Consider the following 26,067-nt stretch of genomic DNA (forward strand, 5'->3'; position numbering starts at 1 on the left):
CACGAGCGGCGCGTGACCGTACAATACGCGCCGTCAGCAACCCGGGACTGCGCCCGCCGTCCGGGTGACGGACCCGCCAGCGCGAAGGGCGGCCGCCGACCGGCAGCCGCCCCCAACTGCGCGTCCGGTGCTCAGGATTCGCCGTCAGCCCGCTTGCGGATGTGCAGCTGCCGGGCGGCCTCGGCGGTCGAGCCGGAGACGGACGGGTAGACGGTGAAGGCGCTGGCCACCTGTTCGACCGTCAGATTGGCGTCCACCGCGAGCGCGATCGGGTGGATCAGCTCGCTGGCGCGCGGGGCGACCACCACGCCGCCGACCACGATGCCGGTGCCCGGGCGGCAGAACAGCTTCACGAAGCCGTCCCGGATGCCCTGCATCTTGGCCCGCGGGTTGCCCCGCAGCGGCAGCTTGACCTCGACCGCGTCCATCTTGCCGCAACTCACGTCGGCGGCGGTGTAGCCGACGGTGGCGATCTCCGGGTCGGTGAAGACGTTGGAGGCCACGGTCTTCAGGTTCAGCGGCTGCACCGCGTCGCCGAGCGCGTGGTACATCGCGATCCGGCCCTGCATGGCCGCCACCGAGGCGAGCATGAAGACGCCGGTGCAGTCACCGGCCGCGTACACGCCGGGGGCACTGGTGCGGGAGACCCGGTCGACCTTGATCTGACCCCAGTCGTTGAGCTTCACCCCCGCCTCCTCCAGGCCCATCTCGGCGGTGTTGGGGATCGAGCCGACCGCCATCAGGCAGTGCGTGCCCCTGATCACCTTGCCGTCGGAGAGCGTCACCTCGACGTGGTCGCCGACCCGCTTGACCGTCTCGGCCCGGCTGCGGCCCATCACGTTCATGCCGCGGCGGCGGAAGACCTCCTCCAGCACCTCGGCGGCGTCCGGGTCCTCACCCGGCAGCACCCGGTCGCGGCTCGACACCAGGGTGACCTTGGAACCGAGCGCCTGGTAGGCGCCCGCGAACTCGGCGCCGGTCACACCGGACCCGACCACGATCAGCTCGGCCGGCAGCTCCTCCAGGTCGTACACCTGGGTCCAGGTCAGGATCCGCTCGCCGTCCGGCTGGGCGTCCGGCAGCTCGCGCGGGTGCGCGCCGGTGGCGATCAGCACCGCGTCCGCGTGCAGCGACTGGACGCTGCCGTCGGGCGCGTCCACCAGCACCTCGCGGGAGCCGTCCACGGCCTGCCCGCCGCCGCCGAGCCGGCCCCGGCCGCGCAGCACGGTGACCCCGGCCCGGGTCACCGACTGGGTGATGTCGTGGGACTGCGCGATGGCGAGGCGCTTGACGCGTCGGTTGACCTTGCCGAGGTCCACGCCGACCACCCGGGCCTGCCGCTCCAGCGGTGGGGTGTCGTCGGCGACGATGATGCCCAGCTCTTCGTACGAGCTGTCGAAGGTCGTCATCACCTCCGCGGTCGCGATCAGGGTCTTCGACGGCACGCAGTCCGTGAGCACCGCCGATCCGCCCAGACCGTCGCGGTCGACGACGGTCACCTCCGCGCCGAGCTGGGAGGCGACGAGCGCCGCCTCGTAGCCGCCGGGTCCGCCACCGATGATCACGATCCGAGTCACGTCCACCATTGTCCCGTATGCCGAGCGCGCTGCCACGCCGGGGTCGGGGCTTCTGTCCGATCGCCCAGTCGCCGTAGGCTGCACCCCATGCCCCTCTACGCCGCGTATGCCACCAACCTCGATGCTCGGCAGATGACCCGCCGCGCTCCGCACTCCCCGCTGCGCGGTACCGGGTGGCTGGACGGCTGGCGGCTCACCTTCGGCGGCGAGCAGCTCGGCTGGGAGGGCTCGCTGGCCACCGTGGTCGAGGACGAGAAGGAGCAGGTCTTCGTCTCGCTCTACGACGTCGCGCCGATGGACGAGGAGGGCCTGGACCGCTGGGAGGGCGTCCAGCTCGGCATCTACCGCAAGATCAAGCTGCGCGCGCACACCCTGGACGGCGACATCCCGGTCTGGACGTACGTGCTCAACGACTACGAGGGCGGCCTGCCCGCCGCCCGCTACCTGGGCCTGGTCGCCGACGCGGCGGAGAGCGCCGGGGCGCCGCACGACTACGTCCTGGACCTGCGCCGCCGCCCCTGCTGACCTCCGGGCCCGCGCGGCACCGCCGCCCTCGACTCCCCCCGGCCCCGACTCCCCCCGGCCCGGGCGCCCCCCGCCCCGGGCCGGCGCACGGCTCGGCGGCCGCGCGGCGCCGGACGGCTGTAGCTTGCTCCCACCAGGGCCGCCGGAAGCAGGCCTGCGAGCTGTACTTTCACGCCATCCGGGTAACGATCCGGCACGTCGTACCGGGATCTTCTACGCGCGTAGCCGATTCCCGTCTATCCTCGGACCTGTGAACGCATCTCCTCAGTCGGTCGTCTCCGCCGACCCCTACGCCGCCGCCCAGGCCGCCGCCGAGCGCCTGCGCGAGCTGACCGGCGCCGAGCGCCACGACGTCGCCCTGGTGATGGGCTCCGGCTGGGTGCCGGCCGCCGACGCCCTCGGCGAGACCGTGGCGGAGTTCCCGGTCACCGACCTCCCGGGCTTCCCCGCCCCCGCCGTGGCCGGCCACGCCGGCACGATCCGCTCGGTGAAGATCGGCGACAAGCGCGCCCTGATCTTCCTGGGCCGCAACCACTACTACGAGGGCCACGGCGTGGCCACCGTGGTCCACGGCGTGCGCACCGCCGCCGCCGCCGGCTGCGGCATCATCGTGCTGACCAACGGCTGCGGCGGTCTGCGCGACGGCTGGGTCCCCGGCCAGCCGGTCCTGATCAGCGACCACATCAACCTGACCGCGGACTCCCCGATCGTCGGCGCCAACTTCGTCGACCTGACGGACCTCTACTCCAAGCGGCTGCGCGACCTCTGCCGCGAGGTGGACTCCACCCTCGACGAGGCCGTCTACGTGCAGTTCCGCGGCCCGCACTACGAGACCCCGGCCGAGGTCCACATGGCCCGGGTGATCGGTGGCGAGCTGGTCGGCATGTCCACCACGCTGGAGGCCATCGCCGCCCGCGAGGCCGGCGCCGAGGTGCTCGGCATCTCGCTGGTCACCAACCTGGCGGCCGGCATCACCGGTGAGCCGCTCAACCACGCCGAGGTGCTGGAGGCCGGCAAGGCCTCCGCCGAGCGCATGGGCGCGCTGCTCGCGAAGGTCCTTGAGCGGATCTGATCCGGCTCTGACGCACAATCGTGAGCGACGGGGTTCGCGGGCGGCTGTGATCCGCTGATCACACCCGCCCGCGGGCCCCGTCCGCATGCGCGCCCCACTCTCGCGGAACCCTCCGGCCGACCGAACCGACGCACTTCCCCATGGAGTCGCAGCCATGACGCAGGCACCCACCACCGATCTCCTCGCCCGGGCCCGGACCTGGCTGGCCGAGGACCCCGACCCGCAGACCCGCGAGGAGCTGGCCGCGCTGCTGGCCGCGGCCGAGGGCCCGGACGCCGAGTCGGACAGCAAGCTCGCCTGGTCGCGGCTGGCCGAGCGGTTCTCCGACCGCCTCCAGTTCGGCACCGCCGGCCTGCGCGGCGAGCTGGGCGCGGGCCCGATGCGGATGAACCGCGCCGTGGTGATCCGGGCCGCCGCCGGCCTGGTGGCGTACGTGAAGAAGGAGAACCTGGGCGACCTCGTCGTCATCGGCTACGACGCCCGGCACAAGTCCTTCGACTTCGCCCGGGACACCGCCGCCGTGGTGGTCGGCGCCGGCCTGCGGGCCGCCCTGCTGCCGCGCGCGCTGCCCACCCCGGTGCTCGCCTTCGCGGTCCGCCACCTGGGCGCGGCCGCCGGCGTCACCGTGACCGCCAGCCACAACCCGCCGCAGGACAACGGCTACAAGGTCTACCTGGGCGACGGCTCGCAGATCGTCCCGCCGGCCGACGCCGGGATCGCCGCCGAGATCGACGCGATCGGCTCGCTCGCCGAGGTCCCGCTCGCCGAGGACGGCTGGGACGTCGTCGGCGAGGACGTCGTGGACGCCTACCTGGCCCGCGCCGTCTCCATCGTGGACCCGCACAGCCCGCGCGACCTGGCCGTCGTCTACACCCCGATGCACGGCGTCGGCCGGGACACCCTGGTCGCCGCCTTCGACCGGGCCGGCTTCCCCGCGCCCACCGTGGTCGCCGAACAGGCCGAGCCCGACCCGGACTTCCCGACCGTGGCCTTCCCCAACCCGGAGGAGCCGGGGGCGATGGACCTCGCCTTCCGCACCGCCGCCGCGGTCGGCCCGGACATCGTCATCGCCAACGACCCGGACGCCGACCGCTGCGCGGTGGCCGTCCCGGCCAACGGCACCGCCGACGGCGACGGCACCGGCTGGCGGATGCTGCGCGGCGACGACGTGGGGGCGCTGCTGGGCGCCGCGCTGGTCGCCAAGCGGGCCACCGGCACCTTCGCCACCACCATCGTCTCCTCCACCCTGCTCGGCCGGATCGCCGAGGCGGCCGGGCTGGGTTACGCCGAGACGCTGACCGGCTTCAAGTGGATCGCCCGCGCCGACGGCCTGCGCTACGGCTTCGAGGAGGCGCTGGGCTACTGCGTCGACCCGCAGGGCGTGCGCGACAAGGACGGCATCACCGCCGCCCTGCTGGTCGCCGAGCTGGCCGCGACCCTCAAGCGGTCCGGCCGCACCCTGGCCGACCTGCTGGACGACCTGGCGCTGGAGCACGGCCTGCACGCCACCGACCAGCTCTCCGTCCGGGTGGAGGACCTCGCGCTGATCGCGGAGGCGATGCAGCGCCTGCGCGAGCGGCCGCCGACCGTGCTGGCCGGCCTGACGGTCACCCGGGCCGACGACCTGACCGCCGGCTCCGCCGACCTGCCGCCCACCGACGGCCTGCGCTACTACCTGGCCGGCGAGGGCGTCCGCTCGGCCCGGATCGTGGTCCGGCCGTCCGGCACCGAGCCCAAGCTGAAGTGCTACCTGGAGGTCGTCCTCCCGGTCGGCTCGGCCGCCGACCTGGCACCCGCCCGGGAGCGCGCCGCCGAGCTGCTGGGCGCGATCAAGCGCGACCTGGCCGCGGCCGCCGGCATCGACGCCTGATCCACCCGCGCACGACGAAGGGGCCCGCCGTTCCCGGCGGGCCCCTTCGTCGTGCTCCTCGGCGTGCTCAGGCGACGATCGCGGCGATCAGCGCGACCAGACCGAGCAGGGTCGGCGCGATGATCCACCAGCACCACCGCACGACCAGCGGGCCTGCCGCGTCGGGGCGGCCCGCGTTCCGCTCGGCGGTCTCCTGGAGGATCGCGACCACCTGGTCGGACCAGGCCCGGTTCGGGTCCGGCGCGCCCTCGACCACCGACGGCGCCGGCCGCCCGAAGGCCGTGCCCAGCCGGGACGCGTGCTGCTGCCCGCCGCCGCGCTGCTGGATCCGGTTGGCCCGCTTGCGCTGGCGCAGCGACACCGGCACGGCCCACACCTGGTACTTGTGGCCCCCGGCCAGCAGTTCCACCGAGTACCCCGCGCGCAGGGCGTCCACGGCCGCCCACGGCGCGGTGATCGTCCGCAGCGGGTTGCGCACCACCAGCCGGCGGTCGTTCACCCGCACGGCCGGCCGCAGCGTGTAGGCGATCACCGGGAAGGCGAACACCGGTACCGCGGCCAGCGCGACGTACGGGGTCCTGCCCGTCCCGTTCAGCACCGCGTCCCCGATCAGCCACCCGGCCACGGCCAGCAGGAGCACACCGGAGATCACACCGGGAATGGAGCGGTACACGCGGTCGGCGTACACGGGCTCCCCGTCGGAGCCGGCCGAGCCCTGGTGGGGCTTGCCGTCGGATTCGGTCATGGCGACGATTCTGCCCCATGCACCCCGTGATCTACAGGGGTGGCGATCACCGTGGTGGCCCCGGCCGTCGCCCCCGGCCCGGCGGCCGGGCCCCGCCGTTCCTCCCGCCGCTCCCCGCCACTTCCCGGCCACTCCCCCGCCGCGAGCCGCTCCCGGGCCGGGCCCACCGGGCCGAGATCTCGGTCCGGCATCGAAAAGCGGGCCCCCTAGCGGTTGGCTACGCGCGTAGATATGCTGGTGTGGTGACTATGTCCACTCTTGCAGCCAATGCCCCCGGCGCTGCGGGCAGCGGTCTTGAGGACGTTGCGGCGTCCGAGGCCTCGCTCCGCCGCTTCCTGCACGGCCTGCCCGGCGTCGACCAGGTCGGCCTGGAGGCGCGCGCCGCCACTCTCGGTACCCGCTCGATCAAGACCTCGGCGAAGGCGTACGCCATCGACCTGGCCATCTCGATGATCGACCTGACCACCCTCGAAGGCGCGGACACCGCCGGCAAGGTGCGCGCGCTGTGCGCCAAGGGCCGGACCCCGGATCCGTCCGACCCGGCCACCCCGCGCGTCGCCGCCATCTGTGTCTATCCGGACATGGTCGCCACCGCGAAGGACGCCCTGCGCGGCACCGACATCCAGGTCGCCTCCGTCGCCACCGCCTTCCCGGCCGGGCGCGCCGCGCTCCCGGTCAAGCTCGCCGACACCGCCGACGCGGTCGCGGCCGGCGCCGACGAGATCGACATGGTGATCGACCGGGGCGCCTTCCTCTCCGGCCGCTACCTGGACGTCTTCAACGAGATCGTCGCCGTCAAGGAGGCGTGCAAGCGCCCCGACGGCACCGCCGCCCACCTCAAGGTGATCTTCGAGACCGGCGAGCTGCAGACGTACGACAACGTGCGCCGCGTCTCCTGGCTGGCGATGCTGGCCGGCGCCGACTTCATCAAGACCTCCACCGGCAAGGTCGCCGTCAACGCGACCCCGCCGGTCACCCTGCTGATGCTGGAGGCCGTGCGCGACTTCAAGGCGCAGACCGGCGTCCAGGTCGGCGTGAAGCCCGCCGGTGGCATCAAGACCACCAAGGACGCCATGAAGTACCTGGTGATGGTCAACGAGACCCTCGGCGACGACTGGCTGACCCCGCACTGGTTCCGCTTCGGCGCCTCCAGCCTGCTCAACGACCTGCTGATGCAGCGTCAGAAGCTGACCACCGGACGGTACTCCGGCCCCGACTACGTGACGGTGGACTGATCACCATGGCCAAGAAGAAGAACATCGAGGAGCCCGCGGCCCAGCCGACCGGCGGCCTCTTCAGCTACGCCCCGGCGCCCGAGTCTCCCGCCGCCGCGGGTGACATCGCCACCTCGTACGGCCACTTCATCGGCGGCGAGTTCGTCGACTCCTCCGGCAGCGAGGCCCTGAAGACGGTCAACCCGGCCACCGAGCAGGTGCTCGCCGAGTTCGCCCAGGGCACCGAGGAGGACGTCGACCGCGCGGTCGCCGCCGCCCGCAGGGCCTTCACCGACTGGTCGGCGCTGCCCGGCAGCGAGCGCGCCAAGTACCTGTTCCGGATCGCCCGGATCATCCAGGAGCGCAGCCGCGAGCTGGCCGTGCTGGAGTCCATCGACAACGGCAAGCCGATCCGCGAGACCCGCGACGTCGACCTGCCGCTGGTCGCCGCGCACTTCTTCTACTACGCGGGCTGGGCCGACAAGCTCGACTTCGCCGGCTACGGCGCGAACCCGCGCCCGCTGGGCGTGGCCGGCCAGGTCATCCCGTGGAACTTCCCGCTGCTGATGCTGGCGTGGAAGATCGCCCCGGCGCTGGCCACCGGCAACACCGTGGTGCTGAAGCCGGCCGAGACCACCCCGCTGACCGCGCTGCGCTTCGCCGAGATCTGCCGCCAGGCGGGCCTGCCGAAGGGCGTCGTCAACATCGTCACCGGTGACGGCCGCACCGGCGCCGCGCTCACCTCGCACCCGGACGTCAACAAGGTCGCCTTCACCGGCTCCACCCCGGTCGGCCGGGCGATCGCCAAGCAGATCGCGGGCACCCGCAAGAAGCTCTCGCTGGAGCTCGGCGGCAAGGCCGCGAACATCGTCTTCGACGACGCGCCGATCGACCAGGCGGTCGAGGGCATCGTCAACGGCATCTTCTTCAACCAGGGCCACGTCTGCTGCGCGGGTTCGCGCCTGCTGGTCCAGGAGTCGATCCACGACGAGCTGCTGGACGCCCTGAAGCGCCGGATGGGCACCCTGCGGGTCGGCGACCCGCTGGACAAGAACACCGACATCGGCGCCATCAACTCGGCCGCCCAGCTGGCCCGGATCACCGCGCTGACCGACGCCGGCGAGGCCGAGGGCGCCGAGCGCTGGTCGCCCGCCTGCGAGCTGCCCGGCACCGGCTTCTGGTTCAGGCCGACCGTCTTCACCGGCGTCAGCCAGGCCCACCGGATCGCCCAGGAGGAGATCTTCGGGCCGGTCCTGTCGGTGCTGACCTTCCGCACCCCGGCCGAGGCGGTCGACAAGGCCAACAACACCCCCTACGGCCTCTCCGCCGGCATCTGGACGGAGAAGGGCTCGCGCATCCTCTGGACCGCCAACCGGCTCAAGGCCGGCGTGGTCTGGGCCAACACCTTCAACAAGTTCGACCCGACCTCGCCGTTCGGCGGCTACAAGGAGTCGGGTTACGGCCGCGAAGGTGGCCGCCACGGTCTGGAGGCCTACCTCGATGTCTGATGTCGTGAGCCGTCTTGATGTCCTCAAGACCTACAAGCTGTACGTCGGCGGGAAGTTCCCGCGCTCCGAGAGCGGGCGGGTGTACGAGGTGACGGACTCGAAGGGCGAGTGGCTGGCCAACGCCCCGCTCGGCACCCGCAAGGACGCCCGGGACGCCGTGCTGGCGGCCCGCGCGGCCGTCAAGGGCTGGGCCGGAACCACCGCGTACAACCGCGGCCAGGTGCTGTACCGCGTCGCCGAGATGCTGCAGGGCCGGCGCGAGCAGTTCGCCGCCGAGGTGGCGCTCTCCGAGGGCGTCGGCCCGAAGAAGGCCGCCGCCCTGGTGGACGCCGCCATCGACCGCTGGGTCTGGTACGCGGGCTGGACCGACAAGGTCGCCCAGATCGCGGGCGGCGCCAACCCGGTCGCCGGGCCGTTCTTCAACCTCTCCACCCCGGAGCCGACCGGTGTGGTCGGGATCGTCGCCCCGCAGGCCGGTTACGGGCACTCGCTGCTCGGCCTGGTCTCGGTGATCGCGCCCGCCATCGCCACCGGCAACACCGTGGTGGTCGCGGCGGCCGCGGACGCCCCGCTGCCGGCCCTGTCGCTGGGCGAGGTGCTGGCCACCTCGGACGTCCCCGGCGGCGTGGTCAACATCATCTCGGGCCGGACCGCCGACATCGCGCCCACCCTGGCCTCGCACCAGGACGTCAACGCGGTGGACCTCACCGGCGCCATCGCCGCCGACGGTCCCGGCGCGGCGGGCGCGCTGGAAGCCGCCGCCGCGGATACCCTGAAGAGGGTGGTCCGTCCGGAGCTGGACCCGTTCGCCCAGGACTGGACCAATGCTCCCGGTACCGACCGGCTACTCTCGTTCCTGGAGACGAAGACGGTCTGGCACCCGATGGGGATCTGACCTCCTCGTCACCCCCGGGCCCGGTGGGCCCACCGAGTAACAACTCCACAAGCTGGCCGTCCCCAGTGCCCTCACCCCCCCAGGGCCCGGACGGTCATTGGACGGACCCGCGCCTCTCCCCCCCTGGCGCGGGTCCGTCGACTTTCCGCCTCCGGTGTCCCGGCGGCTCTCCTCCCTGGATCCGTCGACTTTCGTCGCCGGCCCGCCATCCTTTCGGCGCTCCCGGCCGGCCCCCGCCCCCGCGCAGACTGGGGCGACACCGCACACCGAGGGGGCACCGCGTGGGAGAGATCGCCGGCGAGCTGATGGCACTGTTCGCGGACGGGTTCGTCCGCAGGCTGTCCGTGGCCCGCGCCCGGCGCCGGCTGGCCGCCGGCAAGCCGGTCCGGATCCCCTGCTCGGCCCGCTCCGACGGTCCCGGCTGGCCGCCGCGCTACGTCAACGGGGGGATCCGCGTCACACCGGGCGCCGCGAGCGCCGAGTTCGGCTCGCGCGAGCTCGACGGCGCCGGCCCGGTCGTACTGGCCGCCGGCGGGGCCTTCCGGGCCCCCGAGCCGGACACCTGGCACGACCACGACTGGGCCGCCACCGCCTACCTGGCACCCGGCGCCGGGCAGCCGGTCTTCCTCCAGGCCGACAGCCGGTACCTGCCGCTGCTGCACCTCGCCCTCGCCGCACCGCAGTCGCCGCACAATGGGTGACCCGACGGGTTTCGGCATCCGGCCCCGATGCGTCAGACTGGTGTCCCGTGAGTGACTCCCCGCTGAATGCCGCACCGATAGCCCGTGCCCGAGTGGTCCTGCTGTCCGGGCCCTCCGGATCGGGGAAGTCCTCACTGGCGGAACGGAGCGGCCTGCCGGTGCTCCAGCTCGACGACTTCTACAAGGACGGGGACGACCCCACCCTGCCGCTGCTGGACGACGGCGCGGTCGACTGGGACTCCCCGCTCGCCTGGCACCGTGACGAGGCCCTGGCGGCGATCCGCGGCCTCCACGAGAGCGGCCGCGCCGAAGTCCCGGTGTACTCGATCCCGGCCAACGGCCGCGTCTCCACCCAGGTGCTGGACCTCGCCGGGGCGCCCGCGTTCATCGCCGAGGGCATCTTCGCCGCCGAGATCGCCGGCGCCTGCGCCGCCGAGGGCCTGCTGGGCGACGCCCTGTGCCTGCGCAACGGCGCCCTCACCACCGCCTGGCGGCGGCTGCGCCGGGACGTCCGGGAGAGCCGCAAGTCGCTGCCCGTCCTGGTGCGCCGCGGCTGGCGGCTGATGCGGGCCGAGCGCTCGATCGTCGGCCGACAGGTCGAACTGGGCGCCCACCCCTGCACCGGCCCGGAGGCGGACCGGCGGATCCGCGCGGCGGCCGGACGGCAGCTCGCCGCGGTCTGAGCTCCACCGCGGGCCGGCACGCCCGCAGGCACGCCCGCACGCCCGCACGAAGAACGGCGGGCCCGGTGCGTCTCCCCCGCACCGGGCCCGCCGCCTTCCCGGACGGTCATCGGGCTCCCCCGGTTACGCCGCTCCCCCGAGCCGGCGCTGCCAGTTTCCCTGACCGTCCTCACCCGTCCCCCGACGGGAGTCCCTCGCCCCTCGCGGGGCCGTTCTCAGGCGACCAGCTCGCCGAACGCCCGGGCGGTGTCGCCCGACTTGTTCAGGTGCTCGTCGTCGCGCAGCCGGCGCAGCGCGCGCCAGATGCTGCTCTTGACCGTGCCGACGCTGATGCCGAGCACGTCGGCGATCTCCGGGTCGGTCTTGCCCTCGTAGTAGCGCAGCACCAGCATGGTGCGCTGGTTCTCCGGCAGCTTGGCCAGCGCCTGCCAGAGCACGGCGCGCAGCTCGGTGCCGCCCATCGCGTCGGTGTCGCCGACCGTCTCCGGCAGCTCCTCGGTCGGGTACTCGTTGACCTTGCGGCGCCGCCAGGCGGAGATGTGCAGGTTGGTCATGGTGCGGCGGAGGTAGCCCCCCACCGCGGCCTTGTCGGTGATCCGGCCCCAGGCCCGGTAGGTGCTGAAGAGCGCGCTCTGCAGCAGGTCCTCGGCCTCGAAGCGGTCACCGGTCAGGTGGTACGCCGTGGCGTACAGGGAGGCGCGGCGCTCGCGCACGTACGCGGTGAACTCCGTGGTGTAGTCCTCCGCGACGGCCGGGTGCTCCCCCTGCGCGTCTCCCTGTCCCGCCTCGGCGGTGCGGGTCGCCGCGGGGTTCAGCCGCAGCAGCGTCGCACCCGCGGCCCCGCGGCCGGCCGACTCCCCCGAGTCGACCTTCCGCAGCCCGCTCCCCCCGATCCCCCGGGTTCCCCCGTTCCCCCCCAGGGTGTCCTTGCCCTCGACGCGGACGGGGAGGATCCCCCGCAGCGTCAGGGTGTTGGCGGAGTCGGCCACGTTCCCCCGGTGGCCGATCCCGTACAGCTCCCCCTGCCTGCCGCCGCCGCTCACCCGGCGGGCGACAGTGTTTCCACCGGCGCTGTGCGCGCACCCCCGCACGGTCACGGCACCGGAGGTCTCGTCGGTCCTGACCTCGTACCGGGTCCGGTGGGTGGCCGATGACGAACGCGCGGTGCGGTCAGCCGGGTTGGTCCGGGTCTGCAGCCTGGCGTTCATCGTGCGCCCCCTTGGTCGGTACGAGCGGTTCCTGTTGCCGCCGTTCAGCCGGCCAGTTGGCCCGCTGTCCTGCGGCGACATGGAAAATCTTGCCCGCCGGTTGTGATGACGCTGTCCGTCGACTGTCACAGGGCTGTCACAGGGGCGGGGCTTTCGTCCCGCATCGCCTCCCGCCGTGACGGACGCCGGTGGCTCGGGTTCCGGTTCCCACCCGGTCGGTGACCGGTGCCGGGGGGTGATTCGGCGCTCCGGGTGAGCCAGAATGAGGCCGTGCCTTTCCTCCTACTGATCGAGGACGACGACGCCATCCGTACCGGCCTCGAACTCGCTCTCACCCGCCAGGGCCACAAAGTGGCCACCGCCGCCTCCGGCGAGGACGGTCTGAGGCTCTTCAAGGAGCAGCGGCCGGACCTCATCGTGCTGGACGTCATGCTGCCCGGAATCGACGGCTTCGAGGTCTGCCGCCGGATCCGCCGCACCGACCAGCTTCCGATCATCCTGCTCACCGCCCGGTCCGACGACATCGATGTCGTGGTCGGCCTGGAGTCCGGCGCGGACGACTACGTCGTCAAGCCGGTGCAGCCGCGCGTCCTGGACGCCCGGATCCGGGCCGTGCTGCGACGCGGCGAGCGGGAGAGCTCGGACTCCTCCGCGTACGGGACCGTGGTGATCGACCGCGCGGCGATGACCGTCACCAAGGACGGCGAGGACCTCCAGCTCACGCCGACCGAGCTGCGGCTGCTGCTGGAGCTCAGCCGCCGGCCCGGGCAGGCCCTCTCCCGCCAGCAACTGCTGCGCCTGGTCTGGGAACACGACTACCTCGGCGACTCCCGGCTGGTGGACGCGTGCGTCCAGCGGCTGCGGGCGAAGGTCGAGGACGTGCCCTCGGCGCCCACCCTGATCCGCACGGTGCGCGGGGTCGGCTACCGTCTGGACCCGCCGGCGTGACCGCGCCCGGCAGCGCCCCGCTGCTGATATCCCGCCTCTCCTGATCTTCCGCAACGACAGGCTCCCGTGACTGACCTTCAGACGACCAGCCGCTTCTCCTCGGGCCCGTGGCGACGGCTGCGTTCCCTGCGGGTGCGGCTGATCGCGGTGTTCGCCGCGGTCGCGCTGCTCGCCGCCGTCTCGGCCTCCGGCATCGCGTACTGGCTCAACCGGGACGCGGTGCTCAAGCGCGCCCAGAACACCGCGCTCAACGACTTCCGGGTCTCGCTCACCCGCAACGTCTCCGAGCTGCCGCTGAACGCCACCTGCGCCGAGCTGAACCAGCTCGCCGCCAGCGTCGCCAGCTCCGGGCTCAGCTACGAGGTGGTGGTCTCCGACCCCGCCCACCCGGACTGCCTCGCCTCCTCGGCCCCGCTGACCTACACGCTCGCCGACGTCCCGGCCAAGCTGCGGGACACCGTCGCGAAGCCGCGCGAGCTCACCGAGAACAACCCGTACGCGTTCCACCTGTACTGGCAGCGGCAGAACCTGGAGGGGCGGCCGTTCGTGATCGGCGGCACCAAGGTGGTGCCGACCGGGCCGACGGCCTACATGTTCAAGTCGCTGGAGAACGAGCGGGCCGACCTGAGCACGCTCGGCTGGTCGCTGGCGATCGCCACGCTGCTGGCGCTGATCGGCTCGGCGCTGCTCGCCCAGGCCGCGTCGGCGACGGTGCTGCGCCCGGTCAAGCGGCTCGGCGAGGCCGCCCGGCGGCTCGGCGAGGGCCATCTGGACACCCGGCTCGAAGTCGAGGGCTCGGACGAACTCGCCGATCTGGCAAGGACGTTCAACCGCACCGCGGAGTCGCTGCACGAGCAGGTCGAGGAGCTGAGCGCGCGGGAGGCGCAGAGCCGGCGGTTCGTCGCCGACATGTCGCACGAGCTGCGGACGCCGCTGACCGCGATGACCGCCGTGACGGACATCCTGGAGGACGAGGCAGAGTCGCTGGACCCGATGATCGAGCCGGCCGTGCGGCTGGTGGTCAACGAGACGCGCCGGCTCTCCGACCTGGTGGAGAACCTGATGGAGGTGACCCGCTTCGACGCCGGTACGGCCAAGCTGGTCGCCGACGAGGTGGACATCGCCGATCTGATCATGTCCTGCATCGACGGCCGGGCCTGGTACGACGCGGTGGAGCTGGACGCGCCGCGCGGTGTCCGGGCCGTGGTCGACCCGCGCCGGCTGGACGTCGTCTTCGCCAACCTGATCGGCAACGCGCTCAAGCACGGCGGCTCGCCGGTGCGGGTGACGGTCCGGGAGGAGGGCCCCGCGCAGGCTCCGGCGGACGGCCCGGCCGACGGCCCGACGGACGGCCGGGAGGATGACGGCCCGGTGGTCGGCCCGGCGGTCGGAACGGTGATCGTCGAGGTCTCGGACAGCGGCCCCGGCATCCCCGAGGACGTGCTGCCGCACGTCTTCGACCGGTTCTACAAGGCGGACAAGGGGCGGGCGCGTTCGGAGGGCAGCGGTCTGGGCCTGTCGATCGCGATGGCCAACGCGCAGATCCACGGGGGGACGATCACGGCCGCGAACGGGGAGGTGGGGGCGGTGTTCACGCTGACGCTGCCGCGGACCCAGCCTCCGCCGTCGGCCGACGACTCCGAGGAGAGTGCGCTGTGACCTCCCGCCCGTCCGTTCCGGCGGGTCCGGCCGACCGGGCCCGCGCCGTCCGCGGTTCCGGCCCGGGCCGCGGTTCCCGCCCGGACCGTGGTTCCCGCCCGGGCCGGGTGTTCGGCGCCGCCGCCCTGGTGGCGCTGGCCGCCCTCGCCGCCGGGTGCGGCATCCGCCCGACCGCCGTCCCGGTGGACGCCGGCGCGCCCGCCAGCCGGACGGCCTGCCCGACCGCGCCGCAGATACCGACGGTGCCGGCCGCACCGTCACCGGTCGGCCCGACTCCGCCCGCCGCGCACTCCTCGGCGAAGTTCTTCGGGAGCCCGTCCCCGTCGGTCACCCGGGTGACCCCGGGGCCGTCCACCCCGCCGGCGGACAACGTGTTCACCGCGGTGGCGACGCCGTCGCCGACGGCGTCGGCCACCTGCCGCTGATCGACTCCGTGGGATCCGGGCCGCATCTCGACCGGATCGGGTCCGAACGGGGGCGCTCCGGGCCGTTTCGGTCCGCTCCGGGCGTGCGGCGGAATGTTCACGCCGGGCGTGGAACCGCCGCGCCACCGGCTCACGTCCTTCCCCGCGTGCAGCGAGATGGCACCAGGGCACGCGACGAGCGTTCCGGCGTGCGGACCGAGACCGGGCCGGCGGCGGCCGTCCACCGTCCCCTACGGCTGGTCGGCCTCGTCGGCCTCACCCTCCACCTGGCCCTGGCGGGCTGGCTGGTGCTGAGACCGTTGCCGGTGGCCTGGGTCTACGACGCCAACCTGACGCCGCTGGCCTCGCTCCGCTCCTCCACCGCCTGGCAGGTCCTCGGCGAACTGCTGCTGCTGGCCCCGCTCGGCGTCCTGCTCCCGCTCGCGGGCGGCCGCCTGCGAGCCCCCTGGCTCCCGTCCTTCCTCCGCACCACCGGCGCCTCCGCCCTGCTGGCCACCGCCCTGGAGTTCCTCTCCTCCTGGGCCCCGGGCCACATCCTGAACGTGGACCACATACTGCTCGCCAGCGTCGGCGTGGCGATCGTCCACCTGGCCCTGGTGCCCGGCTGCCGGTCCCTGCTGCTCCGGCCCCGCCGCGCGGGCGCCGACCGCCCGGCGCCCGCCCGGGCCCCCGCGCCGGCCCACACGCCGCCTCGCACACCGGTCCACGCACCGACCCACGCTCCCGTCTACGCGGAGCCCGTCTCCTCCCACGGCCGCTGAGGCGGCTCGCTGCTCGCCGGGCAGGAAAAGCAGCCGGGAGCCGCCACCGCGCACGAGCCCGGGTCGAGCAGCCGCCCGTCGTCGGGGGCGACCCGCCCGCACGCCCGGCAGCGCACCGTGACCCGCCCACCCGCCGCCCGCAGGCGGGCCACCGCGACGTCGAGGTCCCGCAGGTTTCCGTCCCGCACGGGGGCGGGCAGGTCGTCCAGCAGCAGCCTGCCGTGCCAGAGGCTCAGCCCGGTCACGGCGCGGAGGGCGCGGAGCAGCTCGATCCGCCGCTCCCCCGCGCCGGTCAGCTCGGCGACGAACTCCGGTTCCTCCATCCGCCCGGCCCTCCCCGGCCCGCCCGCTCCGGCCCACCTGCTCCGGCCCGCCTGCCTGCTTCGGCTCGCTCCGCCCGGCCGGGCGTACCCGGCGGGCGGTCAGCGGCCGGGGCGCTGCGTGCGCTGCCGGCGGCGCAGCACCACCAGGGCACCCAGCCCCATCGCGATCGCCATGCCGCCGGTGATAGCCATCGGCGCGGAGGAAGACCCGCCGCCCGTCGACGCCAGCCCGGAGGCCTGGTCCGGCACGGGGACGGGCACCGGCACCGGAGCGGCCGTGGTCGCCGAACCGTTCGGCGCCGAGGCGGTGACCTGCGCGACGACCACCGCGGCCACCGACGGCGCGGTCGGCACGGGAGCGGGGCTCGCCGGAGCGCTCGCCGTCCCGGTGGCGGTCGCGGTGGCGGAGGGCGTCGCAGACGCCGTGGCGGACGGGGTACCGGCGCCGCCCGGCGCCGCGATGCCGAACGGGACCGCCCGGCTGGACGTCGTGACGCCGAGCCCGCTGACCTCCGGCATGCTGTGCCCGGTGAGCAGCACGGACGCGGCACCGACCGGGGCATCCTTGGCGAAGGCCAGCCGGACGTTGATCGTGCGGGACTCGCCGTCGTGCAGCTTCACGAGGTCGGCGTCCTTGCTGCCCGACGGGAGCCCCAGGATCAGCCTGCTCGTCGCCGGCTCCGGGAGGGGCCTGGCGGCCAGCCACTCGCCCTCCGGGGACTGGAACTCGAACCGGACCGCGTCGGCGGGCAGCGTGCTCCCGGCCTGGAGGGTGACCTCGGGGAGGACACGGATGTCCTTGCCGCTGTGGTTGGCGAGGACCAGCTTGAAGGCCTTCGCCTCGCCGCCCGTGGTGAAGGAGGCGGGGACGCCCTCGACGCTCGGCTCGGCCGGGCCGGGAGCGGTCACCGGCGGGGTGCTGGGGCCGCCCACCGGGGCGATGGTGAAACGTCCGAACTCGCTGGCCGGGGTGGAGATCCGCTGCTCCGGGGGCAGCGTCGGGTCCGACACCACGGCCCGGAACCCAGCCGTGGCCGTGCCGCCGACGGCGCCGGCGGTGACGGCGAGACGCAGCCGGTAGGTGACCGAAGCACCGGCCGGCACGCTGATCCTGGTGGCGAAGGTGTCCAGCTCCCACACCGCGCCGACCGACTGGCCGGGGCTGAGCAGGGCGTTCTTCCACTGCGTGCCGCCGGGCGACTGGAACTCCAGCTTGAGCTGGGTCTCCTTGATGCCGGAGTTGACGTCGGCCAGGGTGAAGCCGGTCGTGGCGTCGACCGCGTGGTCGGCGGAGTTCTTCAGGGTCGCGGTGAACTCGACCGGCGCCGCACCGGCGGTGAAGGTGCTGGGCAGGCCGCTCAGCGTGATCGACACGGGCCCGTTCTGGGCCTGGGCGCCCAGGGTGCCCTGGGTGTGCCGGGTGATCGAGGGGGCGGCGAGCGCCGCCGGGGCGGCGGCGACGGCGGTGCCGGAGACCAGGGTGGCTGTGGCCGCCAGAGCGAGGAGACTGCGGTGCTGAGTGCGCAAGGGGACCTCACGGAGGAGAGCGGGCCGAGCCCGGCAGACGATGGGTCGCCTGGACTGAGAGGGAACCTCGTCGCAGGCCATGTCCGTCCCGCTGCTTCGCCCCCAAACCTCCAGCAACGGCGGCATCATATCCGAACGTGTGGACCATTCGTGAAGGAGTATCGGTCGCCGGGACGAACGCCGAGTGACGGCTGTCACGCCGCTCGCCGCACCCGGCCGCCGACCTCGATCAGGCCGCCGGGCCGGACGCCGGTGACGAGCTGGGAGCCGACGCCTTGAGTGATGATCAGGTCGCGCCCGAGCTCGGCCGTGAGCAGGATCGCGGCGGCGCCGGTGGCCTCGTCCTCGTCGATCCCGTCACCGCGGCCGGGGAAGGCGCGCGCCCGTACCGTACCCGCCCGCTCGTCCTGCCAGGCCCAGGCGTAGATCCACTCCCCCGGCGGCGGGACGTCCAGCACGTCCACCTCGGCGGCGGACCCGTACCGCCTCAGCGTGCGGCCCGGCGCCCAGGCGGCGCGGCCCTCGATGCGGGTGAACTCGCCGTCGCGGCGCACCCCGACGGCGCCGGCGGCGGTCACGAGCCGGTCCACGCCCAGCAGCCAGGCCACACCGACACAGGGGTGCCCGGCGAAGGGCAGGCGAAGGCTCGGCGTGTAGATGTCGATCACACCGCGCTCCGCGTCGTCGACGAAGACGGTCTCGCTGAAACCGAGCTGCCGGGCGACGGCCAGCCGGTCGGCCGCACCGGGAACGGCGGCGCCGTCGCGGACCACGCCGAGCGGGTTCCCGTGGCCGCCATCGGGGCCGCAAAAGACCCGAAGGACCTCATAGTCAGTCATTCACCCACCCAACCACGGGTGGGGGCGCCGCCGGTATACGAGTTCGTGACGAAAACGTGGCGGCGATTGTCCGCGGGGTCCAGTACTGTGCCCACTCGTCCCCAAGGATTTCTTTCTCTCACCTCCCACAGGAATTGACTCCGTGAATCTCGACTTCACCGTTGACCCGCTTTTCTCCTGGTACGTCGTGCTGCTGGCCATCAGCGGCATCGCCATGGTCGTGCTCGGCGCCGTCAACGTCGGCGGCGGCCTGAGCGGCGGCTGGCGGGTCATCAACGTGATCGCCGGCATCGCGTTCGCCGGCTACGCGTACTACCTCGCGTTCGTCTTCGAGGGCGGTGAGTACCGGATGTTCTTCCAGGCGTTCATCCTCCCCGTGCTGCTGATCGCCAACGCCGTGAAGGCCCTGGTCGCCCGCAGCAACGCCCCGGCGGCCCCGCAGCCGGCGGCCTACCAGGCCACGTACGACCCGAACGCCCCGTACAACCCGAACGCGGCGCAGAACCCCTACGCCCAGCCCGCCCCGGCCCCGCAGGCGGCCCCGGTCGCCCAGCCGCCGGCCCCGCAGGCTCCCCCGGCCGGCTGACCGGCTCGCATCCCCACGCCGTCCGCCGGGCACCCGCCCGGCGGACGGCGGCCGGGCCTGATCAACGCGGGTGATAGTCCTCGTGGGGGACGGCCCGCCGCCAGACGGATTCGAAGGCCGATCCGCACAGCTTCGCCAGATCGGGATCGGTCACGTACTCGCGGCCGTCGGCGTCGAGTTGACCGTCCCCGGTGAAGTGATGGAAGAGCACCGTCTCGTCGTCGAAGACCCAGAAGTCTGGTCCCGGCAGGGCCAGGTCGCGGGTCTGGCGCCTGGGCAGCCAGCGGACCAGCTCCCCGGCGGCGCGGTTGGCGAACGTCTCGTCGTACTCGTAGCGGATGTAGTCGCTGATCGGTTCGGAGACGACGCGGGCCCGTCGGACCACCACGCCCCGGGCGACCGCCGCGCTGACCACCTCGTGCCAGGACCCCCACCAGGAGGCCCGGTAGGCGTGATCCGCTGGGGTCTTTATCCATTATGCCGCGTGCTACCTCTCCGGCGGCACGCTGTAACGGCTCAGAACTTCGTCCGCTGTGGACTTGTCCAGCAACCGGAGTTCCCAGGGGCCGGTGTTGACGTCAAATTCCTTGCCGAATCCGACCCACTTGCCAGCCATGCGGCGCCCGGTTGGATCGACCAGCAACTGAATGGCGCCGTGGTACCTCGCTCCCTGGTAGTAGCCATCCTGCGCGGTCTGCTCCACCCATGATCCCGTCACGATGTTCCGATCAACAGTGAGATCGAACGACAGTGGTGAGTCGGGGTTGGACGACGCCCCGGGAAGGGAGCGGCCGGTGATCCGATTCCCCCTCTGGGACAGTACGACGTGGTGCAGGCCAGTGAACGTGCTCTCCCGGCTGCTACTGAAGAACTCATAGTGACTGATCCAGACTCCTGAGTAGTCCTCACCTGTAGGAGCGGGTTCAGTCTGCACAGGCATGCCCGGTTCATTGATAGTCACGTCATGCCCTCCCGTGCCGTCCACGCTGACCGTTAGTGACAGCTGTGGCGAGTCGAAGCCAAGGCGGTTCACGGAAAGCTTCGTGACTGCCTCAAGAGCTCGAACGTACACCGGGCGGGGGGCCTTGACATCTCCGGACTCCCAGCGCTGCACAAGGCGCTTGCTTGCGTCGTTGGGTTCCCCCCGGGCAACCCCATCCTCCCTCAGGCGCTTCGCGAACTCGTCTTGACTGAGGCGAAGTCCGAGGCGTACGGCGCGCAGTGTCTCGTTCGGCGTCGTCATGCACTCCACGATAGAACCGGTCGCTGTTGTACGACACCGAAATGACGTCTTGCCAAGACGTCGGAGAGACGCCGTCGTGGCGTCGCAATGGTTCGCCCTCCCAGAGCACCATCAAGTCCTCCGTGGACACAGAGGAGCGGCAGTGACGAAGCGCAACCCGACCCCCGTCCCGGCCGCAACGGCCGTCCAAGGAATTGCGGTTGGGGCGGGCTCCAGCCCCGGTGGTGGGCGTCCTCCCAGCTCCACCGCTGGGCAGCTCCGGGCCCCGCAGCCCGTGAGCCCGGTCCCGTCCGCCCCGCCGGCGAGACGGGCGGGGTCGACCCTGACCAACAGATCAACCAGGAAGGCTAGTTGTGCCCCGCCTGAGGCGATCGCCCGATGAACCGACGGTATCGATGCCGGATGACAGCATCGAATCTTTTGGCACCGCCCCGGAGTTCGACCCTGGCGAGAGCGCGAAGGGCTGCCAGTGCCCCAGTCGCATCGAAGGTGGCTGCGTCGAAGACCTTGGGCTACCCGGGCTGCAAGAACAGTTCCGCGACCGCTACCGCCGCGTGTGGACCGTGCTGGGGCGGGAGCGAGCGGCCGACCCGGTGAGCGGCGCGGTGCGATCCACGACCGTTCTCCTTCGGTGCATGGAGGACGGGCGGCCGATCTTCAAGACCGTCCGCTGCGCCGACGCGCCTGTGATCGAGAACCGGTACGAGCGGAGCCGAATCGGTCGGCCGCCGACACGCGTGAGACTCCCGTTCCAACCGGCTACCGCCGTGAACAGCTAGTCGACGGAAACGATCTACAAGACTCCCGCTCCGGCCGGTTATCCCTGGCAGGCAGCCGACCGGAGCGGGCTCCGCAACACCGCACGACCCGGACACCAAGCGGTGCCCAGGCTCCGCACGATGCGAGGAGACACCAGTATGACCACGCCTGAGCGTCCGCCCGGCGACACCGGCCCTGGGGCCCACAACCTGCTGAACCCCGCGCAGTTCGACGGGACTGTCTTCACCGTCCTGGACAACAACCCCGGTATGGCCACGGACACGGCTGAGCGCATCGTTACCGAAGCGCTCAAGTTCGTCGCCACCGCCCGTATGTTCCCCGACACGCGGGTCACGCCGTCGAACGTCGTGGACGAGGGGTGGCACGCGCTCATCCTGCACACGCGTGTCTACGCCGAGCTGTGCGGCAAGCTCGGTGGATTCGTCCATCACTACCCGGAGCGGCCCGACCCGACGCGTCACGACGCGGACGCGCTCGCCCGGACCGTGGCTCTCATCGAAGAGGCCGGTTACACCCCGGACCACGAGCTGTGGACCGGGCCGACCCGCGCCCTTGTGTCCGTGGCCGCGAACTGCTCCCACACCCCGGTGCCCGGCGGGTGCGGCCCGATCAACCCCGGCGGGTGCGCGTCGCACTGCAACGGGGGCCGCGGAGGCGGGGGTGGGGGCGGCGGCGCCCGCTAGCCTGGGCGCACCGAACTCCGAAAGGGCGGGAACCGTGGACGAGAACGAAGCCCAGCAAGTGGCCAACAAGCTCCGCCGGTTGGGGATTCGGGGAGTTGTGTCCCCTGAAGACCTCGACAGCACGGACGGACAATGGCGGGTGTACGACAGCAGTGACCCCGTTGCCCGGCGGGACATCACTGACGAAGTGCTGACAGTCATTGCGGGACGGTCCCGGCAAGACGGTCCGAGCGGTCCGACGCGGGGATTCATCGTTCCCACCCCTCGCTGATCAGCGCCCCTCGAAACGGCCCTGTCCGGGTTCGCCTGGGCGGGGCTACTTCTTTGTTGGGCCCGTGACGAAGCTGCCCATCCCTGTCTCGGTTCGGATCAACCCGTCAGCGCGCAGCGACGCCGTGACCTTCTGGACGGTTGCGCGCGCCACTCCATAGTCCCGTTCGAGCTGCACCGCGGGGGTGGGTGCCTGATGGCGTGTAAGGAACCGAACCCCAGGTCGCCGCACTGCTCGCCGAACTCCACGAGCGCGGGCGCCCGTTCGGCATCGCCTGGGGCTCGGCCGCCACCAACGGCAGCGCCGACGGCCGCGTCCTCATCGGCTTCGGCAACGCCCCCGTCGCCACCCTCCTCAACCTCCTCGGCCTCCTGCGCGCCGCCGCGAGCGCCGCCGAACGGGGTGACCCGTGGGCGTCCTGATCCCGCTCCTCACCCAGGCGATCCACACCGAGCGCACCACCGTGGCCTACCTCGCCGTGGAGACCGTTCCCGACGCCGCGCTCCAACTCCGCGTCGCCGTCGACCTCGACGTCAACGCCGGCCCCGGCGAGCACCTCGCCCTCCCGCTCACCCGCGACCAGGCCGACGAACTGCTCCACGCACTCGCCGCCCGGCTCGGCCGCCGCGTCATCGGCGTCCGGTGGTGAGGGCCGGCGGCACCGCCGGCTTCCTCGTCGCCACCGCCTTCGTGCTCCTCCTCGCCCTCGCGCTCCTCACCGTCGTGCTCGGCGTGATCACGGCGCTCAGCGTGAACCGGCGCACCGAGGACGACTCCGAACGCGAGCGGCTGCCACGCTGACCCACCCCGCCCGGCGGCTGCCGCCCCAGCCGCCGCGACCTCCCGACGCACAGGAAGTCGGCCCGCCCGACGTCCCACTCCATTGCAGAGTTGCCACCTCACCCGGGCAAGCGGAAGGCAGGGCCCCACGAGGGAGGCCCTGCCCGACAACCGCACCCCACGCCGGCTCAGCGCACGCGGCGCACCCACAGCGCGCAGAAGACCAGCAGCGCCGCCGTGGCCAGCAGGCTCAGCCCGGTCTGCGTCCAGTGCATCACCCACTCGTCGGCCGGCGGGTGGTAGAGCGTGTAGGCCCGGTCGATGACGTCGTAGTGGGCCTTACAGGCATCGGTGGGGCAGACGGCCGTCCCGTCCGGGAGGGTGCCGATCCAGTCACCGTCGGAAGGGATCCGCAGGCCGTCACGGGTCAGGAAACCGTTCTCCACGATGTGCGATTCGAGCGGCGAGGACGTCGTCACCCGTCCGGTCTGGACCACGGACATCGGGCCGACCGCATCGGGCGCAGCCATCCGGACGCTCGCCAGCGCCTCCCGCGCCGGCGTCAGCAGGTACCGCCCGGAGTCCACCGCGAACCGTACGGCGACGGTCAGCACCGCCGTGACCACGATCGAGGCCACCACCCGCCGCACCACCAGTCCGACGGCGGCCCCGAGCGCGACGGAGAGCAGGCAGGACGCGACCAGCGACGGCCCGGAGGCACTGCGGCTCATCCAGCTGAACCAGTGGTACAGGCCGGGGAGGGAGAACCGCCCCTCGACCTGGTGGACGAACCGGGTCGAGACGACCGCGAGCAGGCTCGACCCCACCAGGGTCAGGAGCAGCGGCACGCCCAGCCGGGCCGCCAGCCAGCGCTGCCGCGACACGGACTGCGTCCAGGCCAGCGCGTACGTCCCGGTCTCGAACTCCCGTGCCAGCAAGGGCGCCGCGTAGAAGAGACCGAAGGCGATCGGCAGGATCACCAGCAGCCAGCCGGTGATCATCACGGCGACGCCCCAGTGCGCGTCCAGTGCGATCGCCTGACTGGCCTCGCACTCCGCCGGGAAGTAGACGACGGTGCAGCCCTGGAGATGCCATTCGGCTATCTGGTCGGCGATCCGGCTGTGCAGGTAGACCATCCAGCCGCAGAGCAGCACCAGGACGGAACCGGCGATCAGGAGCGGCGTGCGGTCCTGACGCAGGCCCAGCCAGGTGGTGCCGCTCAGCAGGCGACGCCCGGACGGGCGGCTCCGCGGCAGGGTGGCGAGGTCGGCGGTACTCATCGGGCCGCCACCTCCTCGCGACCGGCGGTGTGCGCGCCGACCTCGACCGGGGGCCGGCCCTGCGGGGCGGCGGTACGCAGATAGGCGATCAGAATCTCCTCCAGGTTCGGCCGGCTGACGTCCCAGCGCGGGTCGATCTCTCCGTGGGGCCTGAGCAGCGCGGTCGCCTGGCGGCCGGTGCGGCGCAGCTCGACGATCTCGTGGCGCGCCAGCTCGGCCGGGGTGCCGTCGGTGCCCTCGGTGGCGCCGACCACCAGGCGGTGGTCGTCCAGCAGGTCGTCGACGTCACCGCTGAGCCGGATCCGCCCGTCGCGCAGCACGGTGACGTGGTCGCAGACGCCGTCCAGCTCGGCGAGGACGTGCGAGGAGATGAGGATGGTCGTCCCGTGCTCCGCCGCCTCGGCCATCAGGATGCCGGTGAGTTCCTGACGGGCCACCGGGTCGACGTCGGCGAGCGGCTCGTCGAGCATCAGCAGGTCGGGGCGCTTGCCGAGGACGAGCGCGAGGGCGACCCGGGTGCGCTGGCCGGCGGTGAGCGTGCCCACCCTGGCGTTCTGCGGGAGGTCGCCCAGCCGGACGATCCGCTCCGCGATCTCCTGGTCCCAGCCCGGGTTGAGCTCCCGGCCGGCGCGCAGGGTCTCCGCGACGGTGAACCGCGGGTAGAGCGGCTTGTCCTGCCGCAGGTAGGCGGTGCGCCGCAGGGCGGCGGCTCCGCCCGGTCCGGTCCCGAACACCGCGACCGTTCCCTCGGTCGGCGCGAGGAGTCCGGCGGCGAGCGCCATCAGGGTGCTCTTGCCGGCGCCGTTCGGGCCGACGAGCGCGCAGACGCGGCCGGCCGGGAGCCGGAGTTCGCAGTCGCGCAGGGCCCAGCGCCGGCGGTACTTCAGACCGAGGCCGGTCGCCTCCAGCGCGGGGACGTCCTCGGTCGGTCGGTGCTCTGCTGCGGGGTGGTTCACCCGGACTCCTCGGGGGCCTCGGTGCTGGTGGGGTAGGCGCGGTCGAGGGCGGTGTCGACGAGAGCGGCGACGTCCTCGCGTTCCAGGCCCGCGTCCCGCGCCCGGGCGATCCAGTCGGCGAGGTCGACGCGCAGGGCCGAGTCCTCGACGGTCGGCGGTTTGGCGAGGGACTTCCGGACGAAGGTCCCGACACCCCTCCTGCTCTCGACCAGGCCTTCGCGTTCGAGCTCGCGGTAGGCCTTGAGCACGGTGTTCGGATTGATCGCCGTCGCCTCCACCACCTCGCGGGCGGTGGGGAGTTGGTCCCCGGGTCGGAGCACTCCGAGCCGCAGTGCCCGCTTTGTCTGCTCGATGATCTGCAGATACGGCGAGAGGCCGCCGCGACGGTCGATGAGGTACTCGACGATGACATCCACCTTTCCACTAGTTAACTAGTGGAATAGTGCACCTGAGATGATCGGCCGTCAACTCCGGACCGGACCGTCGCCCCCGCGAGCGGCCCTCCAGCCCCCTCGCACCGGAAGTCGGCCCGCCCGACTTCCCGCTCCTGCGCAGGCGAACCTCCGGGGCACCCCCGAGACAAACCCCGAGGTCGGGTCCTCCTCACCGGGGACAAAGGCCAGGGTCGGGATCGCCGCCGAGGCTGAGGATCCGGGGGTGGAGGCGGCGGAGTATGGAAGTACGCCCTCCGGAGAGCCCGGACCGGGCGCCAGGAACACGGAGACCGCCATGAGCCGCCTCGCCCGCCCCCGCCACAACCGCGTCATCGCCGGCGTCTGCGCCGGGATCGCCGAGCGCTTCGGCCTGACCCCGTGGACCGTCCGGATCATCTTCCTCGCGTCCTGCCTGCTCCCCGGCCCGCAGTTCCTGATCTACCTGGCGCTCTGGCTGCTGCTCCCCCAGGAGCCGTGAGCCCCGGCGCCCCCACGCCCCCTACGCCTCTGGCGCCCAGCACCCACGCACCCACGCACCCACGCACCCACGCAACTGAGTCCGAACGCCGAAACG

General features: G+C 72.7%; 28 protein-coding genes. 17 read left to right on the top strand and 11 right to left on the bottom strand.

Annotated features, from left to right (window positions below; genetic code table 11):
- Positions 1–131 precede the first annotated feature (131 nt).
- Complete coding sequence (locus ACIF6L_RS00175) at positions 132–1,586, bottom strand: NAD(P)H-quinone dehydrogenase (RefSeq protein ID WP_352295404.1); 1,455 nt, start codon at positions 1,584–1,586, stop codon at positions 132–134.
- Positions 1,587–1,664: 78 nt separating this feature from the next.
- Between ACIF6L_RS00175 and ACIF6L_RS00180 the strand changes: the two genes are divergently transcribed.
- The 3 genes from ACIF6L_RS00180 (at position 1,665) to ACIF6L_RS00190 (ending at position 5,044) form a co-directional block, all read left to right on the top strand.
- The gene (locus ACIF6L_RS00180) at positions 1,665–2,102 is read left to right on the top strand and encodes a gamma-glutamylcyclotransferase (RefSeq protein WP_329487974.1); all 438 of its coding nucleotides are present in this window, start codon (positions 1,665–1,667) and stop codon (positions 2,100–2,102) included.
- A 250-nt stretch (positions 2,103–2,352) separates the two neighbouring features.
- Positions 2,353–3,174 (top strand): purine-nucleoside phosphorylase, encoded by an 822-nt coding sequence (locus tag ACIF6L_RS00185; RefSeq protein WP_329487975.1) that lies wholly within the window; start codon positions 2,353–2,355, stop codon positions 3,172–3,174.
- A 154-nt stretch (positions 3,175–3,328) separates the two neighbouring features.
- Positions 3,329–5,044 (top strand): phospho-sugar mutase, encoded by a 1,716-nt coding sequence (locus ACIF6L_RS00190; RefSeq protein ID WP_359803618.1) that lies wholly within the window; start codon positions 3,329–3,331, stop codon positions 5,042–5,044.
- Positions 5,045–5,111: 67 nt separating this feature from the next.
- Here ACIF6L_RS00190 and ACIF6L_RS00195 read toward each other — a convergent pair whose 3' ends face one another.
- Entirely contained in the window at positions 5,112–5,789 is a 678-nt protein-coding gene (locus ACIF6L_RS00195; protein ID WP_329487977.1) for a PH domain-containing protein, read from the bottom strand.
- Between the two features lie 248 nt (positions 5,790–6,037).
- Here ACIF6L_RS00195 and deoC point away from each other — a divergent pair, with 248 nt between their 5' ends.
- The 5 genes from deoC to ACIF6L_RS00220 all read left to right on the top strand — a co-directional run bounded on the left by deoC (position 6,038) and on the right by ACIF6L_RS00220 (position 10,790).
- Complete coding sequence (deoC, locus tag ACIF6L_RS00200; protein WP_329487978.1) at positions 6,038–7,024, top strand: deoxyribose-phosphate aldolase; 987 nt, start codon at positions 6,038–6,040, stop codon at positions 7,022–7,024.
- 5 nt (positions 7,025–7,029) lie between these two features.
- Complete coding sequence (locus ACIF6L_RS00205; protein ID WP_359803615.1) at positions 7,030–8,511, top strand: aldehyde dehydrogenase family protein; 1,482 nt, start codon at positions 7,030–7,032, stop codon at positions 8,509–8,511.
- Positions 8,504–9,406 carry an aldehyde dehydrogenase family protein gene (locus ACIF6L_RS00210; RefSeq protein WP_329487980.1) on the top strand — a complete coding sequence of 301 codons (903 nt, stop codon included), beginning with the start codon at positions 8,504–8,506 and terminating at the stop codon, positions 9,404–9,406. The genes ACIF6L_RS00205 and ACIF6L_RS00210 overlap by 8 nt, the downstream gene beginning before the upstream one ends.
- Before the next feature lie 281 nt (positions 9,407–9,687).
- Complete coding sequence (locus ACIF6L_RS00215) at positions 9,688–10,107, top strand: hypothetical protein (RefSeq protein ID WP_396485523.1); 420 nt, start codon at positions 9,688–9,690, stop codon at positions 10,105–10,107.
- A gap of 158 nt (positions 10,108–10,265) precedes the next feature.
- Complete coding sequence (locus tag ACIF6L_RS00220; RefSeq protein WP_396485525.1) at positions 10,266–10,790, top strand: ATP-binding protein; 525 nt, start codon at positions 10,266–10,268, stop codon at positions 10,788–10,790.
- A 215-nt stretch (positions 10,791–11,005) separates the two neighbouring features.
- Here ACIF6L_RS00220 and ACIF6L_RS00225 read toward each other — a convergent pair whose 3' ends face one another.
- Positions 11,006–11,710 carry a SigE family RNA polymerase sigma factor gene (locus tag ACIF6L_RS00225; RefSeq protein WP_380386853.1) on the bottom strand — a complete coding sequence of 235 codons (705 nt, stop codon included), beginning with the start codon at positions 11,708–11,710 and terminating at the stop codon, positions 11,006–11,008.
- 558 nt (positions 11,711–12,268) lie between these two features.
- On the opposite strand from ACIF6L_RS00225, the gene ACIF6L_RS00230 reads away from it, so the two are divergent.
- The 4 genes from ACIF6L_RS00230 to ACIF6L_RS00245 all read left to right on the top strand — a co-directional run bounded on the left by ACIF6L_RS00230 (position 12,269) and on the right by ACIF6L_RS00245 (position 15,791).
- Entirely contained in the window at positions 12,269–12,946 is a 678-nt protein-coding gene (locus ACIF6L_RS00230; protein ID WP_329487983.1) for a response regulator transcription factor, read from the top strand.
- 66 nt (positions 12,947–13,012) lie between these two features.
- Positions 13,013–14,605 (top strand): HAMP domain-containing sensor histidine kinase, encoded by a 1,593-nt coding sequence (locus ACIF6L_RS00235; protein ID WP_359803610.1) that lies wholly within the window; start codon positions 13,013–13,015, stop codon positions 14,603–14,605.
- The gene (locus ACIF6L_RS00240) at positions 14,602–15,030 is read left to right on the top strand and encodes a hypothetical protein (protein ID WP_396485527.1); all 429 of its coding nucleotides are present in this window, start codon (positions 14,602–14,604) and stop codon (positions 15,028–15,030) included. The genes ACIF6L_RS00235 and ACIF6L_RS00240 overlap by 4 nt, the downstream gene beginning before the upstream one ends.
- A 188-nt stretch (positions 15,031–15,218) precedes the next feature.
- Positions 15,219–15,791, top strand: coding sequence for a VanZ family protein (locus ACIF6L_RS00245; protein WP_359803606.1), 573 nt, complete (start codon positions 15,219–15,221; stop codon positions 15,789–15,791).
- Here the strand turns inward: ACIF6L_RS00245 and ACIF6L_RS00250 are convergent.
- The 3 genes from ACIF6L_RS00250 to ACIF6L_RS00260 form a co-directional block, all read right to left on the bottom strand.
- Complete coding sequence (locus ACIF6L_RS00250; RefSeq protein WP_396485529.1) at positions 15,758–16,114, bottom strand: ribosomal protein L7/L12; 357 nt, start codon at positions 16,112–16,114, stop codon at positions 15,758–15,760. The two genes, ACIF6L_RS00245 and ACIF6L_RS00250, sit on opposite strands and share 34 nt — an antisense overlap.
- Positions 16,115–16,213: 99 nt before the next feature.
- Complete coding sequence (locus tag ACIF6L_RS00255) at positions 16,214–17,641, bottom strand: hypothetical protein (protein ID WP_396485531.1); 1,428 nt, start codon at positions 17,639–17,641, stop codon at positions 16,214–16,216.
- A gap of 194 nt (positions 17,642–17,835) precedes the next feature.
- Positions 17,836–18,480: a PhzF family phenazine biosynthesis protein gene (locus ACIF6L_RS00260; protein ID WP_396485533.1), complete on the bottom strand. Its 645-nt coding sequence runs from the start codon at positions 18,478–18,480 to the stop codon at positions 17,836–17,838.
- A 142-nt stretch (positions 18,481–18,622) separates the two neighbouring features.
- Here ACIF6L_RS00260 and ACIF6L_RS00265 point away from each other — a divergent pair, with 142 nt between their 5' ends.
- Positions 18,623–19,066 carry a hypothetical protein gene (locus ACIF6L_RS00265; RefSeq protein ID WP_396485535.1) on the top strand — a complete coding sequence of 148 codons (444 nt, stop codon included), beginning with the start codon at positions 18,623–18,625 and terminating at the stop codon, positions 19,064–19,066.
- A 61-nt stretch (positions 19,067–19,127) separates the two neighbouring features.
- Here ACIF6L_RS00265 and ACIF6L_RS00270 read toward each other — a convergent pair whose 3' ends face one another.
- Positions 19,128–19,538, bottom strand: a complete 411-nt coding sequence (locus ACIF6L_RS00270) for a DUF6879 family protein (protein ID WP_396486172.1) — start codon at positions 19,536–19,538, stop codon at positions 19,128–19,130.
- A gap of 15 nt (positions 19,539–19,553) precedes the next feature.
- The gene (locus tag ACIF6L_RS00275; protein ID WP_396485537.1) at positions 19,554–20,309 is read right to left on the bottom strand and encodes a helix-turn-helix domain-containing protein; all 756 of its coding nucleotides are present in this window, start codon (positions 20,307–20,309) and stop codon (positions 19,554–19,556) included.
- Between the two features lie 917 nt (positions 20,310–21,226).
- On the opposite strand from ACIF6L_RS00275, the gene ACIF6L_RS00280 reads away from it, so the two are divergent.
- The 3 genes from ACIF6L_RS00280 (at position 21,227) to ACIF6L_RS00290 (ending at position 22,844) form a co-directional block, all read left to right on the top strand.
- On the top strand, positions 21,227–21,772 hold the full coding sequence (locus ACIF6L_RS00280; RefSeq protein WP_396485539.1) for a glycine-rich domain-containing protein: 546 nt from the start codon (positions 21,227–21,229) through the stop codon (positions 21,770–21,772).
- Between the two features lie 680 nt (positions 21,773–22,452).
- Entirely contained in the window at positions 22,453–22,692 is a 240-nt protein-coding gene (locus ACIF6L_RS00285; protein ID WP_396485541.1) for a hypothetical protein, read from the top strand.
- Complete coding sequence (locus ACIF6L_RS00290) at positions 22,686–22,844, top strand: hypothetical protein (RefSeq protein WP_396485543.1); 159 nt, start codon at positions 22,686–22,688, stop codon at positions 22,842–22,844. Before ACIF6L_RS00285 ends, ACIF6L_RS00290 begins: the two co-directional genes overlap by 7 nt.
- Before the next feature lie 167 nt (positions 22,845–23,011).
- Here ACIF6L_RS00290 and ACIF6L_RS00295 read toward each other — a convergent pair whose 3' ends face one another.
- The 3 genes from ACIF6L_RS00295 to ACIF6L_RS00305 are packed head-to-tail and all read right to left on the bottom strand — an operon-like array spanning position 23,012 to position 25,466.
- Positions 23,012–24,103 (bottom strand): hypothetical protein, encoded by a 1,092-nt coding sequence (locus ACIF6L_RS00295; RefSeq protein ID WP_396485545.1) that lies wholly within the window; start codon positions 24,101–24,103, stop codon positions 23,012–23,014.
- Positions 24,100–25,059, bottom strand: a complete 960-nt coding sequence (locus tag ACIF6L_RS00300; protein ID WP_396485547.1) for an ABC transporter ATP-binding protein — start codon at positions 25,057–25,059, stop codon at positions 24,100–24,102. The genes ACIF6L_RS00295 and ACIF6L_RS00300 overlap by 4 nt, the downstream gene beginning before the upstream one ends.
- The gene (locus ACIF6L_RS00305) at positions 25,056–25,466 is read right to left on the bottom strand and encodes a GntR family transcriptional regulator (protein WP_396486173.1); all 411 of its coding nucleotides are present in this window, start codon (positions 25,464–25,466) and stop codon (positions 25,056–25,058) included. The genes ACIF6L_RS00300 and ACIF6L_RS00305 overlap by 4 nt, the downstream gene beginning before the upstream one ends.
- Before the next feature lie 322 nt (positions 25,467–25,788).
- Here ACIF6L_RS00305 and ACIF6L_RS00310 point away from each other — a divergent pair, with 322 nt between their 5' ends.
- Complete coding sequence (locus tag ACIF6L_RS00310; protein WP_329488007.1) at positions 25,789–25,971, top strand: PspC domain-containing protein; 183 nt, start codon at positions 25,789–25,791, stop codon at positions 25,969–25,971.
- The last annotated feature ends 96 nt before the right edge of the window (positions 25,972–26,067 follow it).

Source organism: Kitasatospora sp. NPDC086009, from assembly GCF_044540385.1.
Classification (GTDB): Bacteria; Actinomycetota; Actinomycetes; order Streptomycetales; family Streptomycetaceae; genus Kitasatospora.